Below are 15,525 nucleotides of genomic sequence, written 5' to 3'. Positions count from 1 at the left end.
AAACCCCAAACCCCTCAACCCTCACACTCTCCTATATACCTCCCTCTATATACCTCCCCCAAACCTATATATTAAACTAACAGCTATATAATAAACCTATGTACAATAAACTAACTAACTTGGTCATTACAGGCATAAATGGTAGAATGGGACGTCAATTGGTTTTATCTTCATATATTAATAAGTTAGTTAACATAAGACTGGCTATAACTAATAATAACCTTAAGAACTATAATATTAACATATGTAACCTAACTAATATAAAGTCTTTAACTGTTAACATATCTAATAACATATTAGCTTCTAGGTTAAAAGATATTGTTTTAATTGATTTTACTAACCCAGATTCTTCTATGGTTTATCTAAACAAATGCTGTCTAAATAAACTAAACATAGTAATAGGAACTACCGGTTTTAATAGGTATCAGCTTTCTATAATAACTAAACTATCTAAATATATAGCTATAACTTATTCTGCTAACTTTAGTATAGGCATAGCTTTAATGTTGAAACTATTAAGAATAATAATCCTTTTTTTAAGAGAAAGCATAGATATTCAAATTATTGAAGTGCATCATAAAAAGAAAAGAGACGTTCCATCTGGCACTGCGTTAATGATTAAAACCTATATTGCTGAGCTATATCTAAAACCCATTAGCTTTTCTTCAATACGCATTGGAAATACCATAGGCGAACATAAAATATCTTTTGCTGATCTTAATGAATGCTTAACTATTTCACACAAGGTCTATAACCGTATGATATTTGCCAATGGAGCTATTAGATCTTCAACTTGGTTGTTAAATAAATCTAAAGGCTTATTTAATATGTTAAACGTATTAGGTCTTTGAGAAGTTAGGGGAAATAGAAAGATATAGAACCACCTAACTTGTTATAAGTTATGGATATGCTTTGATAAAGGCTCTTCTGCTCTTAATGACATTATTTCACATCCATCCTTAGTTACTAGAATTGTATGCTCATATTGAGCAGATAAGCTATGGTCTTTTGTTTTTACAGACCAACCATCTTTTTCAACGTAAGTATAGCTTTCACCTGCATTTATCATCGGTTCTATAGTAAAAGCCATATCTTCTTTAAGAAGCACTCCATTATCGTATGTATTGTAGTGAGGTATTTGAGGTTCTTCATGGAATTTACTGCCTATTCCATGACCACAATATTCTTTTACGACTGAGTAGTTTTTATCCTCTACATAAGCTTGAATATCTTTTCCAATAGTTCTTAAACGAATACCAGGCTTTATAGACCTAATAGCTAAATAAAGACTTTCTTGAACTACTATGCATAGCTCTTTACTATTAGCTGCAGCTTCACCTGCATAGAACATTTTTGAAGTATCACCATAAAAACCTTCTTTGAGAACAGCTACGTCTATATTAACTATATCTCCTTCTTTAACTATATGATTGTATTTTGGAATTCCATGGCAAACTACTTCATTTATTGAAACGCATATAGACTTAGGAAACCCATAATAACCTAAACATGCTGGTGTTGCTTTGAGGATATTTGTTATATATTTAAAACATAAAGCATCTATCTCTCCAGTGGCTATGGTTGGTTTGATATAAGGCTCAATCATTTCTAATACTTCTGACGCTAACATACTTGCTAAGCGTATTTTAGTAACATCTTTTTTAGTGTATGTTAGCATATAATAATTATAATAGCTTTTGGTTATAGTTAGAACAAGGGCTTATTGTGGGAACCCTGGCATAAGAATATATGATAGAAATGTTAGAATAAAAAGGTGCTTGGATTGTATGCATGCCATATCAGTTCCTCTTCTTCCATACGCTGGTTGTATTGAGGCTACCTTCTTATTTTAAGCTTTTGGGTTATCTGGACGTAGCGAGCCATGTGTATAGACTTTAAATAGTTCAGTAGCTTTTTACGTTTGTTTATTAGGTTTAGTAATCCTCTGTAACTGTGTTTATCTTTTTTATGGTTGTTAAAATGAAGCTTTGATAATGAATCTATCTTGGAGGTTAGTATGGCAATTTGAACTTCAGGACAACCTGTATCAAAACTACTCTTACCAAATAATGAGACGATATATTGTTTATCCATACCTATTAAATACATTTATTTAAGACTGTGGAGTAAGCGTTTGTGAAAGCTTGGATAATATCTTTAGTTTTGATAGTGACTTCCGTTTGTTCTAACCTGATCTTTTTTATTACAATGTTGGTAATGAATACTTGCTCTTTTAGCAGGCAGCTGTATGTTTTGAGTTGTGCTTCAAGAGAATGAAAGCTGTTTATGCAGTTTGCTATTGAACTTAAAGAGCTTTGATTGAATGCTTCGCTTGATAGACATTTGCCGTTAGGAAGTGTGAAGGTTGTTCTTGAGTATGAACCATGTTTAATGCTGTAGCAAAGGTAGAAATGTGCGAGGTTGGTTGTTTTGTTAGATATGCTATGGTTTGTGGATGTTAGAATATTTAGCTCAGAGTTGGTAATCTTTTTATGTAGCGAAGCGAGGTGTTTGAAGCTGTGGAATAACTCTATAATCCTAGACCTATTAAGACGGACGTTTAGCTCTTTTAGCTTATACTTAAAAGCGTTTGAACCTGAAAGTTTCCCTAGAACTATTCTATTCTTTTTCCAACCTATGTCCTTTGCATTCATTATTTCGTAAGTTTCTCTGCACTTTAGAATACCATCTTGGTGAATTCCAGATGCATGAGCAAAAGCATTTTGTCCTACTATAGGCTTTGTGGGTTGTATTCTTAAGTCTGAGTATTTGGCAACTAAGTTTGATAGAGATAATATTTGTTTGGTGTCCACTTGAGAGCTCATGCCAAAGAACTGACGTTTGGTGTTTAATGCCATAACAACCTCTTCTAGTGGTGCATTACCTGAGCGTTCACCGATGCCATTGACAGTGCATTCTACTTGTTTAGCACCTCCTTGTTTTATGCCAGCCAATGTGTTCGCAACTGCTAATCCTAAGTCATTGTGACAGTGTACTGAAAAGGTTGCTTTGTCTGAGTTAGGGATATTTTCTTTTATTCTTTTGACTAGGGAACCAAAAGAGCCAGGAGTTTCTATGCCCACTGTGTCTGTTATGTTAATAGTGTTAGCTCCTTCGTTAATTACACATTCTAGGAGCGAAGATAGGAAGCTTATGTTTGACCTGGAACAGTCTTCCGGAGAAAACTCAACGTCATCTGTATACTTACGAGCGAACCTAACAGCTGTTTTAGCTGCTTCATAGACATGCTCTGGTGTAGTTCGTAGTTTGTTTCTTATGTGGATTTCTGAAGTTGCGATAAAGGTGTGTATTCTTGACCTCGATGCTGGTTTAAGAGCTTCAGCAGCGAGCTCTATGTCCGACTTGTTTGCTCTAGCTAAAGAACAAATAGTGCAGTTTTTTACAGCTGCTGAGATATTTTTAATTGATTTGAAATCTGCAACTGAACTAGCTGCAAAGCCTGCTTCTATAATATTAACCTTCATAAGTTCTAGCTTTCTTGCAATGATTAGCTTTTCGTTAGGACTCATTAAAACTCCTGGTGCTTGTTCGCCATCTCTTAAAGTTGTATCTAGGATAATAAGGCTTTTACTCATGGAATGTCTAACTGCTTTTTGTCCAAGACATCTTAGCTCTTAAGAACCGACCAACCTTTTCTAATAGATGTGTTTTCAGGAGACTTCTTTTTGTTGTTAGAATTGGAGAGTTGGCCTTTTTCTCTAATATGAAGTCCTTAGCATATTTTCCAGTTTGGATGTCATTTAGAGCTTCTTTCATTATGTTCTTTGTGGTTTGGTTAATAACTTTGGGACCTACTGTATATTCACCGTATTCTGCATTATTGGAGATAGAGCTATTTAAACCAGAAATACCACCTTGGTATATTAAGTCTACGATAAGTTTAACTTCGTGTATGCATTCGAAATATGCGAGTTCTGGTTTGTATCCATGTTCAATAAGAGTTTCGAAACCTGCTTTTATTAGTTCTGTTAAGCCTCCACATAGCACCACCTGCTCTCCAAATAAATCTGTTTCAGTTTCATCTTTAAAAGTTGTTTCGATAATTCCAGCGAAGCCACCACCATTTGCGATAGCATAAGCTAAAGCTACTTCCTTGGAGTTGTTTGAGTTATCTCTCCAAACAGCGATCAGATGTGGAACACCATGTCCTTTAATATATGTTTCCCTAACCATATGACCCGGTGCTTTTGGAGCAATCATTATTACATTTAGATCGCTTCTTGGAACAATTTGGTTGTAATGCACATTAAACCCATGAGCAAAAGCTAATGTTGAGTCCTTTTTTATGTTGTTATGTATTTCTGATATATATACCGCGCTCATTTCTTCGTCTGGAATTAGCAGCATAACAAGATCTGCGTTTCTAACTGCTTCTGGGATACTTTTAACAACGAAGTCATTTTTAATAGCATTGTTCCAAGAGGAACCATGTCTTAAACCAATAGTGACTTCAATGCCGCTGTCCCTTAGATTCAAAGCGTGTGCATGCCCTTGAGAACCGTAACCAACTATCGTTACTGACTTAGACTTAATGTTTTCTAGACTGCCATCTGCACTATATAGTAGCTTCATGTTCTTTGATTCTCCCTTGGGGTTTATTAGTTAACATCAGTATGTCGTAGATGCATATTAGTGATTCCTTTTCCTGACTGAACCATTGGCCAAACGCTTTCATGTTCGCTTAAACAAATGTCTAGAACAACTGTGCAGTCTTTTTGGTTAACTGACTCAATAAGCGTAGGTTTTAATCTTTTTAAAGAAACCAAACTTAACCCGAAATGTCCATATGACCTGGAGATGTTAGTGAAGTTAACACTAGCTTTCATGGTAGACTGAGAGAAGCGACCATTATGTTCTATGCGTTGCCATTGTTTAACCATGCCTAAGCTTTTGTTATTAAGAATTAAAACAGTGACTGGCGCGTTTAGTTGCTTTAATGTTGAAAACTCTTGGAGACTCATTTGGACAGACCCATCACCGATAAAGCATATTACATCAGCTTTTGGACTAGATACTTTAGCACCTAGGGCAAAAGACAATCCTGACCCCATTGCCCCTAAACCACCTGAGGTTATCCATTTTCCATGGTGAAGGTTGAAATGCTGCGCTACCCACATTTGGTGTTGACCTACGTCAGAGCATATGATGGCTTGATTCCTTGTAGTTACTTCAAGGGTAGAAAACATGCTCTTTAGACTAACTAAGTTTCTTTTAACGTCAGAAGATTGAAACTTCCAGCTTTTGATTAGTTGAAACCAAGCTGAATAGTTACGGTTGTTTGTGGTTCTATATAGAAAGGATATAATGCTCCTGAAGGTGTGTTTGATATTTTCTAAGATAACCACATTGAATTTAAAACTGCGCTTAATGCTGATATCTACGTTTATATATACTACCTTTCTCGGAATAGTATTAAAATGGTTTATGTTTCCTATAACTCTGTCATCAAATCTGGAACCAACTGCAAACAGTAAATCGCAATAATGTACTGCCAGGTTAGAAAAGTATTTGCCGTGCATTCCAAGCATTCCTAAGTTAAAATGAGTTCGTTGTGTTCCGAAGTTCATTAAAGTGTTAGTAGTTGGAGTGCCAATAATGTTTAGTGTTTTCTTTAGTTCTTTCAAAGTTGAATAGTTATTCAAGCCTCCGCCTATGTATAATAGAGGCCTGTTAGAGGATGAAATGTGTGAAGTCAATGTATTTATGCTAGCTTTCTGTCTTTGATAGAGTTGTTGGTTGTATTGAGGCTTTGTTCTTTTTTGAATGCTTTCATGGGTTTGAGGTGGAACGTCGTTTAAGCAAACAAAGAGTGTTTTTGATACGCTTTTGGGGAAGTCAACTAGTACGGGTGAATATCTGTTATTATTAGCAACGTACATAGCTTCCTTTAAAACCTTGAATAGGCCCTGCACTCGATGTATAAGAAAGTTGCGTTTGGTGCAGGGGCTAGTAATATTAACAGTATCGCATTCTTGGAAAGCTTGTTTACCTATTGCTTTTAGCGGCACTTGTCCACTCAATATTAGAAGTGGAAGTGAGTCTGAGAGTGAAGCCACTATTCCAGTGATAGCGTTAGTTATGCCAGGGCCTGAAGTAACCAGACATATTCCTGGCTTTTTGCTAAGTCTAAAGGAAACGCTTGCCGCAAATATTGCAGTTTGTTCATTTCTTACTAAGACGTGCTTTAGTGTGGTTTGTTTGTATAGTTCGTCGTATACATTTAATACTGAACCCCCTGGATAACCCCAGATTGGGTTTATTCCTGTCTTTGATAGAGCTTCTACTAAGACTGAAGCTCCGATGATATGTAGCTGTTTGTTCTTGTCCATTCTAAGTGAAGATTGAAGGTAGGTTAGTTAGTGTTAACAGTGTTCTAGGGGTGTGTTATCTGGAGAAGTGCGTATGCTTATTTAGTAGTTAATATATTGTGGGGGGAGGGGAATAAATGGTCTCTCTTGATAGGCTAGCGTCTCCAGCGAAACCTTTCTAGGATTCTATTGGGGTACCATGTAGTAGGAGCTCGAGCTCTATTTAACATTGTTACTGGTTTGACATCTGCTAAAGAGAATAGAGAATAGAGAATAGAGAATAGAGAAGAGAGAAGCATATGTATATTAACACTTTCATATGTATTGGCGTTTGGGGTTTATCTGTTACCTGCTTTTGACTAGCTGTTTCTAATCTATTTTGTTATAGTATGTAATTATGTTATAGTTCTAGTTGAAACCCCTATTATGTCTGAAAGAAGTTAATAGCTAACAACTGTTTCAATAGTTATATTTAAGCATTGTAATTACCTTTTTTATACGTTTTAGTAGAGACTCTTTATTAAATATGTTTATGACTTGAGTTATTCCTGGTGATACAGCTTTTCCTAATAAGCCTATTCTTAATAGCATAGCTATATTACAGACAGCTATATTTAGGCTTATTGATATCTTTTGTATTATTTCAGTTATCATATTTATGGACCAGCTTTTTGTTATTGATATTTCTTTATATATGGCTTCTACGATATCTAAAACAGAAGCAGCTTCTTCCTTCCTTGAAAGTCCTCATTCCTGAGCTTCCCCACCTTTTAAGTCCACCTTTCCTTCCTCTCTCCTATACTCCTACCCCTACTCCTACCCCTATACATCCACACCCTCCTTCTCTTTCCACCTCCACTTCCACTACCACTACCACTACCACTACCACTACCACTACCACTACCACTACCACTACCACTACCACTACCACTACCACTACCACCTCCAACACCCATACTTCCTCCTCTATATATATACCTCTCAAACGTACCTCCACATCACATTCTCTATATGCTATATGCTTCTCTCCCCTACTTCCACTCTCTCTCTTTCCCCACCCCCCAATAGCAATACCTTTTTACCTTTACTAACCTATAATAGATAACCCTAGAGGCTTCCCAATGGAAAAGAGTTCTAATAAGAATAAGAATACTATTCCTTTTCAAGAGCTAATATCTCGACTTCAATGCTTTTGGTCAAAGGTTGGTTGTATGCTAATACAGCCAATAGATATAGAAGTTGGGGCTGGAACATCGCATCCTATGTGCTTTTTAAACTCTATTGGGCCTGAACCAACTGCAATAGCATATATTCAACCATCTCGCAGGCCCAGTGATGGTAGATTCGGAAAACCTACAAACCGATTACAACACTATTATCAGTTTCAAGTAGCTATAAAACCAGCCCCAAAAGATATACAAAATATCTATATAAAGTCGATAGAATCTTTAGACATTGACTTAAGATATAATGACCTTCGGTTTGTAGATGATAACTGGGAGAACCCAACTTTAGCGACTTGGGGTATAGGTTGGGAGGTATGGCTTAATGGGCTGGAGATTACACAGCTCACCTATTTTCAACAGGTTGGGGGCTTAATCTCTAAACCTGTTACTACTGAAATTACATATGGCTTAGAACGGTTAGCTATGCACATACAAGATGTTAATAACATATACGCCATTTCGTGGAGTGCTGGTCTTTTTGGTTATGTCTCATATGGAGAAATGTTCTTAAAAAGTGAAATAGATCATTCAATATATAGCTTTGAATATTCAGACTTAAAGCTACTGTTTAGCTTATTTGAGATACATATGAAGGAAGTTCAAAAGCTCTTAAGGTTTACTAAGGTTTTATTAGGTTCTGCTTATGAATTTGTTTTAAAAGCTGTGCATATATTTAACTTATTAGATGCTCGAAATGCTTTATCAACTACTGAAAGGAAGTCTCACATAATGTGTATACGCTCATTAGTAAAAGAAATAGCTAAAAAGTATTATATATATCGAAAGTCTATTGGGTTTCCAAAAAGAGGAATAATATAATGACTTGTGACTTTATAGTAGCTTTTGGGTTAGAAGAATTACCATATGACATAATATTAACCATAGCACAGTCTTTTATGAGTGCTTTTAGAAAAGAACTAAATAAACTAAATATTAGCTATGGAACCCTATTTGTTTTATATACACCTCGCAAACTTGTTTTAAAAGTTAATAAGATATCTAAATCAAAGAATAATATTTATCCAGAGAAAGAAAGACTATATGATATAGTTTTTAATTCTTTAAAAGCTTTTACTTCTTTTAAGTCAATGTACTGGAATGGAAATGAGACAGGCTTTAAGTTTATTCGTCCTTTACATACATTAACTATATTTCTAAATAATAAGAAAATACATGGATCCATACTAGGAACTGTTTCCAATAGCTTCGTAAACGGACATAGGCATATAGGAGATAAAAGCATATGCATAAGTCACGCAAATAGCTATTTAAAACTATTATTAGAAAGAGGAAAAGTAATAGCTGATTATTGTTTACGTTCAAAAATAGTTTACGATAAAGCTAAAACCATAGCTAAACCTAAAGGAGTTGTTAATATAGACTCTAGCCTTTTGGCAGAAGTGACAAGCATGGTAGAATGGGTTACTGTTTTTATAGGAGCTTTTAATAAAAGCTTTTTAATAATACCTAAAGAAATATTAGTATTTGCTATTAAAACTAATCAAAAGTATTTTCCAATATCTGAAGCAGAAGCTAACCATAAACATAACCATAAGCTATTACCATATTTTATATATATAAGCAACATTATTCCAAATAGAACTTCTAAAGTTATTAGCGATAACCAAAAGGTAATATGTCCTCGTTTAATAGACGCTATATATTTCATAAGTAAGGACCGATATAAAAGATTAGAACATTTCATTCCAGAGCTAAATATTATGTTGTTTGAAAAAAGCTTAGGCACTTTGCGGGAAAGTCTCCACAGAATAGAATATCTATCAAGCTGGGTTTCTCAGCATATAGGAACTAATCATATAAACGCATCTCGAGCTGGCCTACTATCAAAATGTGACTTAGCTACAAAAATGGTTTATGAGTTTAAAGATCTATATGGATTTGTAGGTATGTACCATGCTGAACATGACGACGAACCTAAAGAAGTGGCATTAGCTTTGATGGAACAATATTTACCTCGGGTTTCAAATGACATACTGCCAACAACTTTAGTAGGCTGTTCTGTAGGTATTTCTGATAAGGCTGATAATATTATTGGTATAATAGGTGTTAATGGGGTTCCTAAGGGAAATAAAGATCCTTATAGTTCAAAGCGTTTTATTATAGGCATCTTTCGAATAATAATAGAAAATAGGTTAATATTGAACATAAAAGCCCTAATAAAAAAGACAGTTAGTACATATGGGAATAAACTAATAAATAAGAAGCTAACATATTTAGTCGCTTTCTATTATCTTAAGAAACTAAAAGGCTGGTATCTGTCTTTAGGTTATAGTAGTAACACTATAAGTTCTGTTTTAGGGCTGTCAATCGAATATCCTTTAAATATACACATTCGAATATGTTTGTTAAGATATATCCAAAGACTTAAAGGGTTTAAGCATATCTTAGAAGCTAATAAGAGAATAACAAATATCTTTATAAAGCTTAGTTACATTAGCAATAGGTCTAAGCTTAATAGGTATTTATTTAGGAATTCAGAAGAAGTTAATATATATAAGCAACATATGTTTTATATCAAAAAGATAGGGTATTTACTAGATAAGTTAGACTTTTCAGAAACCTCATTACAGCTATTAAAGCTATCTAAGCAAATATGTGGGTTTTTTAAGGATGTTTTCATTTTAGATAAACCCAAACCTATACGAAATAATAGATTAGTTTTATTGAATAAGTTAAAAGACGCCTATATACATATAGCAGATATGTCCTATTTTAACTAAGAGCAGGAAGACTAGCTAAACATAATCAATATTATCCATTTGGTTCCTGAGTAATTCAGGGGTTTTTATTCTACCATCTTTTGTTTGATAGGTTTCTAATATAGCTACTAAAGTTCTTCCTACTGCTAAACCAGAGCCATTTAGTAAATGTAATAGATATATCTTTTTATCTAGCTTATTCCGATAGCGTGCTAATATACGTCGAGACTGAAACCCAGTAGTATTTGAACAAGAAGAAACTTCTTTATATATGGCTTGAGAAGGTAGCCAGGTTTCTAAGTCATAAGATTTAGAAGCGGAAAAGCTAAGGTTCTTTCCGGATAATAATAGCTTTCTATATGGTAGGTTTAATAACTGTAATATCTTTTCCGCATGAAATGCTATTTCTTCAAGAGCTTGCATAGAAACCCCTGGGTTAACTGCTTGCATTAGTTCTACTTTATCAAATTGGTGTAGTCTTAGTAATCCTTGAGAAGCTTTTCCATATGAGCCAACTTCATATCGAAAACAGGGAGTATTTGCTACTAGCTTCAGTGGCAATACTTCTTCATCAATAATTCTATCCCTTATTAAGTTAATTAAAGGCACTTCTCCAGTTGGGATAAGCAGTTTATTAGGTTCATTAATATGGAATATATCTTTACTAAACTTTGGTAGTTGTCCAGACCCTAGCATAGATTCATAGTTAACTAAATATGGTAAATATTGTTCTTTATAGGCATGGGAAACAGTATGAATAGTTATCATATGTTGGGCTAATATCCGATATATGCTAGCTAAGTTACCACTTATTACTACAAAGTTAGAACCTGATATTCTTGCTGCGCTAGGAAAGTCAATGGTTTTATTTAGCCTTCCTAGCTCTATATGATTACGGATATTAAACCTATACTTAGTAGGCTCACTCCAGCATACAGGTTCTGTGTCTTCTTGTTGTATGTTATATACAGGCACATTAGGTATTAGCAAGCTATAGCTATATATGGATTCTTTTATATTATTTAGTACACAGCTTACGGCTTTTATAGATACTTCTATATCATTAACTTCTTTTAAAGCCAAAGAAACATCTTTTCCTTTTGGTTTGCTATAGCCTATGGTTTTAGATCTTATATTTTTTATAGTTTGTAAATAGTATGTTTCTGTTTGTAGTGCTTTTCTACGTTCTTCTTGTTCAGATATAGTTTTTATATTTAATAGGTGTTTTCTACGAATTAGTTTATTAGTAGTTAGGTTAAGCTTATTGCGAAACAAGGTTGGGTTTAACATATTATTCCTAGGGGTTTTAATAGTTAATTTCTCTAGTCTAACTATAAGCTATAAGAGGAGAGGGGGTATACTATATGCAATATAAACTAAAGAATCAAAAGACTAACATATTGAAGCTTATACCTATGGTTATTGAACAAACTCCAAGAGGAGAACGTTCTTATGATATCTATTCTCGTTTGCTAAGGGAGCGTATAATATTCATTACTGGACAAATAGAGGATTATATGGCTAACTTAGTTTCTGCACAGCTATTGTATTTAGAAGCAGAAAACCCAAGTAAAGACATTTATCTTTATATTAACTCGCCTGGTGGTATTATAACTTCAGGTATGACAATATATGATACTATGCAGTTTATAAAACCAAATGTGAATACGCTTTGTATGGGTCAAGCTTCTTCAATGGCAGCCTTTCTATTAGCTGCTGGAACTAATGGAAAGCGCTTTAGTTTACCCAACTCTCGAATTATGATACATCAGCCTCTTGGTAGTTTTCAAGGACAAGCTACTGACATTGAAATACATGCAAAGGAAATACTAAAGATAAGAGCTCGGTTAAATGGGTTGCTTTCTAAGCATACTGGTATGGGGTTAGAGCTAATAGAAAGAGATACTGAGCGTGACTACTTTTTAACACCAGAAGAAGCAGTTAGCTATGGGTTAATTGATCATGTTTTAGTACATCGCTAAGACAAAGTGGTTCTAGTAGTATTTCAAAGAGCTTGTAGCTATAGTTAGGTTAGTTCTTAGCAACCAACCCCGGAAGCTTGTTATGTGTTAGCTCTATCGGTCTGTTGGGAATGTTGGAAGTGTTGGGGGGAGGAAGGAGAGGATAGCTCTTGTGGGTTGTTGAAGGTGAATCTGATGTTGAAGGTGAGTCTAGGTGAGTCTTAGATGAGTGTTTGAAGTAGAATCATAACAAGATGGTAGATGGTTCTGAAGAACTCCTCCTTCCTCTTCCTTAGGTAATCAACCCTCTCAATCTGAAGTCACTCTCTCCCTCCGCTAGAACCCTTTTACTTACCGATACAAAGACTAGAAAAGATCCCATTTAGTATACCTTCATTTAGCATATAACCACTATTAGCTTCTCCACCTATCTTAGCTAATTCCTTTTCTGCTAACCCAACCTCTTCTGCTATATGTGTATTTATGGTTTCTATATGGACTTTAGAAGCCTTTATAAGATATCTTATTGTGGTCTTTAATATGTTTATATGCCTTTTCTTGACTATGAAGTTAGCTTCTATTGGCTCTTCGGGGGCTAATATACTTTTTAAATGCTTTTTAAGAAGATCTATCCCTTCTCCTGTTTTTGCAGATAGCTTAACTATGTTGTAGCTGCTTTCTATGGGAATTATCTCTGCTTTTTCTTTTGTTAAGTCTATCTTATTTATTATTATTGTTATGCCCTTTCCTGAGAAATATCTTGTTAGAATGTTTGGTATCCTATCTTCTTTAGTTAGATTAGTTCTTACTAATAGTATGTGATCTGCTTTTTTAACTTCACCCCAAGTTCTTTTTATACCTATCTTTTCTAACATATCTTTTGTCTTATGCATCCCGGCAGTATCTACTATGTTTAAAGACAATCCTGAAATAGATATACTTTTATATAATACATCTCTTGTTGTTCCTGCTAACTCTGTTACAATTGCTGTATCGCTTTCTGTTATTGCGTTGAATATACTTGACTTTCCTGTGTTGGGTGCACCTGCTATTACTATAGTTTTTCCTATAGGTAGTTTGTTAGTGGCTTTTGTTTTATTATATAGCCTTTTTGTTTCTAATAAGGCTTTATTTATTAGTTTGTTTGCTTTTCTTTTTGAGATATTATCTTCTTCAGTAAAGCAAAGATTAGATTCTATGTTAATACGGGCTTTTGTTATTAGGGCTTTTATGTTGTTAACTTCTTCTGAAAACCTTCCTAGCATTGCCTTCATTGCGCTTTTTGCAGTTCTTAGTGAAGTGGTAGTTATTATATCTGAAATAGCTTCCGCTTGTGTTAGATCTATTTTTCTATTTAAGAAAGCTCTTTTTAAAAACTCACCAGGAGATGCTATTCTTATTCCTGTTGCTCTTACTATGGTTTGTATTACAGTGTCTAATATAATTGGATTACCATGTCCTTGCAGTTCTAAAACATCTTCTCCGGTAAAAGAACTTGGTTTAGGGAAGAATATAGCTAGTCCTTTATCTATTATTGAATTAGCTGAATCAAAGAAGTCTAAAAGCTCAGCTACTCTTGGTTCTGGTATCTTTCCAAGTATTTTTATGGCTATCATCTTTGATTTAGAACCTGATGTTCTTATTATTCCTATTCCACTAGTTCCTTGGGACGTTGACAAAGCTATTATTGTTTCTTCTTTTTTATTAGCTTTCATATGATATATTGGCTGTTGGAGCTATGGGTTAGCATGGTTATAGTTCTTAGCTTCTTCTATTAGTTAACCAAAAGACTAATTATCCTAATACTTTCTCTAGATAACCTTTTTATGTAGCTTCTTTCATATGCTAACTTGATATGGGTTTTTATTATTATTATTCCAACTCTTGGGTTTCCTATAGAAAACATATTTCTTAGCATTACTATGGTTCTTGGTTCTTTTATAGGTTTAGAAACTCCCATAAGTATTAGCTAGTGGTTTGTTGGAGGAATTAGTTATGATAATAGGAAGCAGTTAGTAGCTTTTTATTTACTAGGATATTTAGGATAACTTGGTTTATTGATGTTCCTCCTTTTGAGTTACGTTTTATTATACAAGAACCTATCTTTAAAAACCTATAAACATCTTCTTTAACTACTGGGGTTATCTTAGTTAAAGTTTTTAAGCTTAGAGATTCTATTGGGGTTTTTATAGCTAGTCCTTTTATTACTATCCTTCCTGTAATCTTATGTGCTTTCCTAAAAGGTATTCCTTTATTTACTAGGTAATCTGCGAGCTCTGTAGCATTAGAATATCCTTGTTTTGCTTTTATTAGACAGCTTTTTAGCTTTATCTTTATGTTTTTTATTACTAGCTTTGTTATATATAAACATTCCTTCCAGGTAGTTATTGTATCTAGTAAAGCTGCCTTATCTTCTTGCATATCTTTATTATAGGCTAAAGGTAATCCTTTTAGAATAGTTATTATATTAGTAAGCGAGCCGTGTATTTTACCTGATTTCCCTTTTAACAATTCTAATGCGTCTGGGTTTTTCTTTTGTGGCATTAGAGATGAGCCTGAAGTTATACTGTCTGTTAGTTCTACTAAGCTAGCTTCTTCTGTATTGAAAAAGATTAGATCTTCTGAAAGTCTTGATAAATGTATTATACTAATTGTAGCAGCTGATATTAGTTCAACTATGTAGTCTCTATCTGAAATACTATCAATGCTATTATTCGTTGAGTTGTTAAAGTATAACCATTTAGATAGTTGTTCTCTGTCTATATTGTATGAAGTTCCTGAAATAGAGCCAGATCCTAAAGGGCTAACGGATGTTCTTTTTAAGGAATCAGTTAGTCTTAGTTTATCTCTTAATAGCATTTCATTATAGGCTAAGCACCAATGTGCAAATGTAGTTGGTTGAGCTTTTTGTAAATGAGTGTAGCCTGGTATTATTGTTTCTATATGCTTTTCAGATAAGGTTATTATTCTTTTTTGTAAGGAGTTTATTATAGGTATTATTAGTTCTATTTCTTTTATACACCATAGTTTTGAGTCAGTCGTAATTTGGTCATTTCGGCTTCTTCCAGTATGGATTCTTTTACCTACAGGGCCTAAAAACTTTGTTAGTTTATTTTCGACCCAGGTGTGTACGTCTTCAGAGTTACTCTTTTTTATATTAGAACTAGAAGTTAGGGTTTTTGTTAAGATGTTGTTTAGTTCTTGTTCTAGTATTAGTTGTTCATGTTTTTTAACTATGCCTATTGTATATAATACGTATGTCCATGCTTTTGAAAGTATTACATCTTGT

The 15,525-nt window shown here is 34.1% G+C and carries 14 protein-coding genes and 1 pseudogene; 4 read left to right on the top strand and 11 right to left on the bottom strand.

The window, feature by feature from the left end:
• Positions 1–98 precede the first annotated feature (98 nt).
• Positions 99–851: a 4-hydroxy-tetrahydrodipicolinate reductase gene (dapB, locus tag FKM95_RS01090; protein ID WP_159128855.1), complete on the top strand. Its 753-nt coding sequence runs from the start codon at positions 99–101 to the stop codon at positions 849–851.
• Positions 852–892: 41 nt separating this feature from the next.
• On the opposite strand, the gene map is transcribed toward dapB, so the two are convergent.
• From map to FKM95_RS01055, 7 genes and pseudogenes are all read right to left on the bottom strand, one after another.
• Entirely contained in the window at positions 893–1,678 is a 786-nt protein-coding gene (gene map / locus FKM95_RS01085) for a type I methionyl aminopeptidase (RefSeq protein ID WP_159128856.1), read from the bottom strand.
• Between the two features lie 158 nt (positions 1,679–1,836).
• Complete coding sequence (gene rpsO, locus FKM95_RS01080) at positions 1,837–2,094, bottom strand: 30S ribosomal protein S15 (RefSeq protein WP_276530306.1); 258 nt, start codon at positions 2,092–2,094, stop codon at positions 1,837–1,839.
• 5 nt (positions 2,095–2,099) lie between these two features.
• Positions 2,100–3,596: a 2-isopropylmalate synthase gene (locus tag FKM95_RS01075; protein WP_159128858.1), complete on the bottom strand. Its 1,497-nt coding sequence runs from the start codon at positions 3,594–3,596 to the stop codon at positions 2,100–2,102.
• Between the two features lie 7 nt (positions 3,597–3,603).
• On the bottom strand, positions 3,604–4,593 hold the full coding sequence (gene ilvC / locus FKM95_RS01070) for a ketol-acid reductoisomerase (protein ID WP_159128859.1): 990 nt from the start codon (positions 4,591–4,593) through the stop codon (positions 3,604–3,606).
• Between the two features lie 26 nt (positions 4,594–4,619).
• Positions 4,620–6,350 carry a thiamine pyrophosphate-dependent enzyme gene (locus tag FKM95_RS01065; RefSeq protein WP_159128860.1) on the bottom strand — a complete coding sequence of 577 codons (1,731 nt, stop codon included), beginning with the start codon at positions 6,348–6,350 and terminating at the stop codon, positions 4,620–4,622.
• 438 nt (positions 6,351–6,788) lie between these two features.
• A pseudogene (locus tag FKM95_RS01060) lies at positions 6,789–7,052 on the bottom strand (hypothetical protein); the annotation flags it as partial.
• A 73-nt stretch (positions 7,053–7,125) separates the two neighbouring features.
• The gene (locus FKM95_RS01055; RefSeq protein ID WP_226338825.1) at positions 7,126–7,314 is read right to left on the bottom strand and encodes a hypothetical protein; all 189 of its coding nucleotides are present in this window, start codon (positions 7,312–7,314) and stop codon (positions 7,126–7,128) included.
• Positions 7,315–7,450: 136 nt separating this feature from the next.
• On the opposite strand from FKM95_RS01055, the gene glyQ reads away from it, so the two are divergent.
• Together glyQ and glyS are read left to right on the top strand one after the other, a co-directional pair.
• Positions 7,451–8,374 (top strand): glycine--tRNA ligase subunit alpha, encoded by a 924-nt coding sequence (glyQ, locus tag FKM95_RS01050; protein WP_159128811.1) that lies wholly within the window; start codon positions 7,451–7,453, stop codon positions 8,372–8,374.
• Complete coding sequence (gene glyS, locus FKM95_RS01045) at positions 8,374–10,296, top strand: glycine--tRNA ligase subunit beta (RefSeq protein ID WP_159128812.1); 1,923 nt, start codon at positions 8,374–8,376, stop codon at positions 10,294–10,296. The genes glyQ and glyS overlap by 1 nt, the downstream gene beginning before the upstream one ends.
• 15 nt (positions 10,297–10,311) lie before the next feature.
• On the opposite strand, the gene serS is transcribed toward glyS, so the two are convergent.
• Positions 10,312–11,565 (bottom strand): serine--tRNA ligase, encoded by a 1,254-nt coding sequence (gene serS, locus FKM95_RS01040; protein WP_159128813.1) that lies wholly within the window; start codon positions 11,563–11,565, stop codon positions 10,312–10,314.
• 74 nt (positions 11,566–11,639) lie between these two features.
• Here serS and clpP point away from each other — a divergent pair, with 74 nt between their 5' ends.
• Positions 11,640–12,257, top strand: a complete 618-nt coding sequence (gene clpP / locus FKM95_RS01035) for an ATP-dependent Clp endopeptidase proteolytic subunit ClpP (RefSeq protein ID WP_206167476.1) — start codon at positions 11,640–11,642, stop codon at positions 12,255–12,257.
• A 326-nt stretch (positions 12,258–12,583) separates the two neighbouring features.
• Here the strand turns inward: clpP and mnmE are convergent, their stop codons facing one another.
• From mnmE to argH, 3 genes are all read right to left on the bottom strand, one after another.
• Entirely contained in the window at positions 12,584–13,951 is a 1,368-nt protein-coding gene (gene mnmE, locus FKM95_RS01030) for a tRNA uridine-5-carboxymethylaminomethyl(34) synthesis GTPase MnmE (RefSeq protein ID WP_159128970.1), read from the bottom strand.
• A 59-nt stretch (positions 13,952–14,010) separates the two neighbouring features.
• Positions 14,011–14,196 carry a ribonuclease P protein component gene (locus FKM95_RS01025; protein ID WP_159128913.1) on the bottom strand — a complete coding sequence of 62 codons (186 nt, stop codon included), beginning with the start codon at positions 14,194–14,196 and terminating at the stop codon, positions 14,011–14,013.
• Between the two features lie 29 nt (positions 14,197–14,225).
• On the bottom strand, positions 14,226–15,525 hold a 1,300-nt coding region (argH, locus tag FKM95_RS01020), incomplete at its 5' end, for an argininosuccinate lyase (RefSeq protein WP_226338824.1).

It is taken from the genome of Candidatus Tremblayella phenacoccinincola (assembly GCF_009805595.3).
GTDB classification, from domain to species: Bacteria; Pseudomonadota; Gammaproteobacteria; order Burkholderiales; family Burkholderiaceae; genus Tremblaya; species Tremblaya phenacola_D.
The sequence above is the reverse complement of the archived record's forward strand: the minus strand, read 5'-3'. Positions and strand labels throughout refer to the sequence as shown.

Excerpts from the sequence above, each read along its gene's own strand:
- dapB (WP_159128855.1), top strand. The coding sequence starts at position 99 with ATGTACAATAAACTAACTAACTTGGTCATTACAGGCATAAATGGTAGA.
- map (WP_159128856.1), bottom strand. The coding sequence starts at position 1,678 with ATGCTAACATACACTAAAAAAGATGTTACTAAAATACGCTTAGCAAGT.
- rpsO (WP_276530306.1), bottom strand. The coding sequence starts at position 2,094 with ATGGATAAACAATATATCGTCTCATTATTTGGTAAGAGTAGTTTTGAT.
- FKM95_RS01075 (WP_159128858.1), bottom strand. The coding sequence starts at position 3,596 with ATGAGTAAAAGCCTTATTATCCTAGATACAACTTTAAGAGATGGCGAA.
- ilvC (WP_159128859.1), bottom strand. The coding sequence starts at position 4,593 with ATGAAGCTACTATATAGTGCAGATGGCAGTCTAGAAAACATTAAGTCT.
- FKM95_RS01065 (WP_159128860.1), bottom strand. The coding sequence starts at position 6,350 with ATGGACAAGAACAAACAGCTACATATCATCGGAGCTTCAGTCTTAGTA.
- glyQ (WP_159128811.1), top strand. The coding sequence starts at position 7,451 with ATGGAAAAGAGTTCTAATAAGAATAAGAATACTATTCCTTTTCAAGAG.
- glyS (WP_159128812.1), top strand. The coding sequence starts at position 8,374 with ATGACTTGTGACTTTATAGTAGCTTTTGGGTTAGAAGAATTACCATAT.
- serS (WP_159128813.1), bottom strand. The coding sequence starts at position 11,565 with ATGTTAAACCCAACCTTGTTTCGCAATAAGCTTAACCTAACTACTAAT.
- clpP (WP_206167476.1), top strand. The coding sequence starts at position 11,640 with ATGCAATATAAACTAAAGAATCAAAAGACTAACATATTGAAGCTTATA.
- mnmE (WP_159128970.1), bottom strand. The coding sequence starts at position 13,951 with ATGAAAGCTAATAAAAAAGAAGAAACAATAATAGCTTTGTCAACGTCC.
- FKM95_RS01025 (WP_159128913.1), bottom strand. The coding sequence starts at position 14,196 with ATGGGAGTTTCTAAACCTATAAAAGAACCAAGAACCATAGTAATGCTA.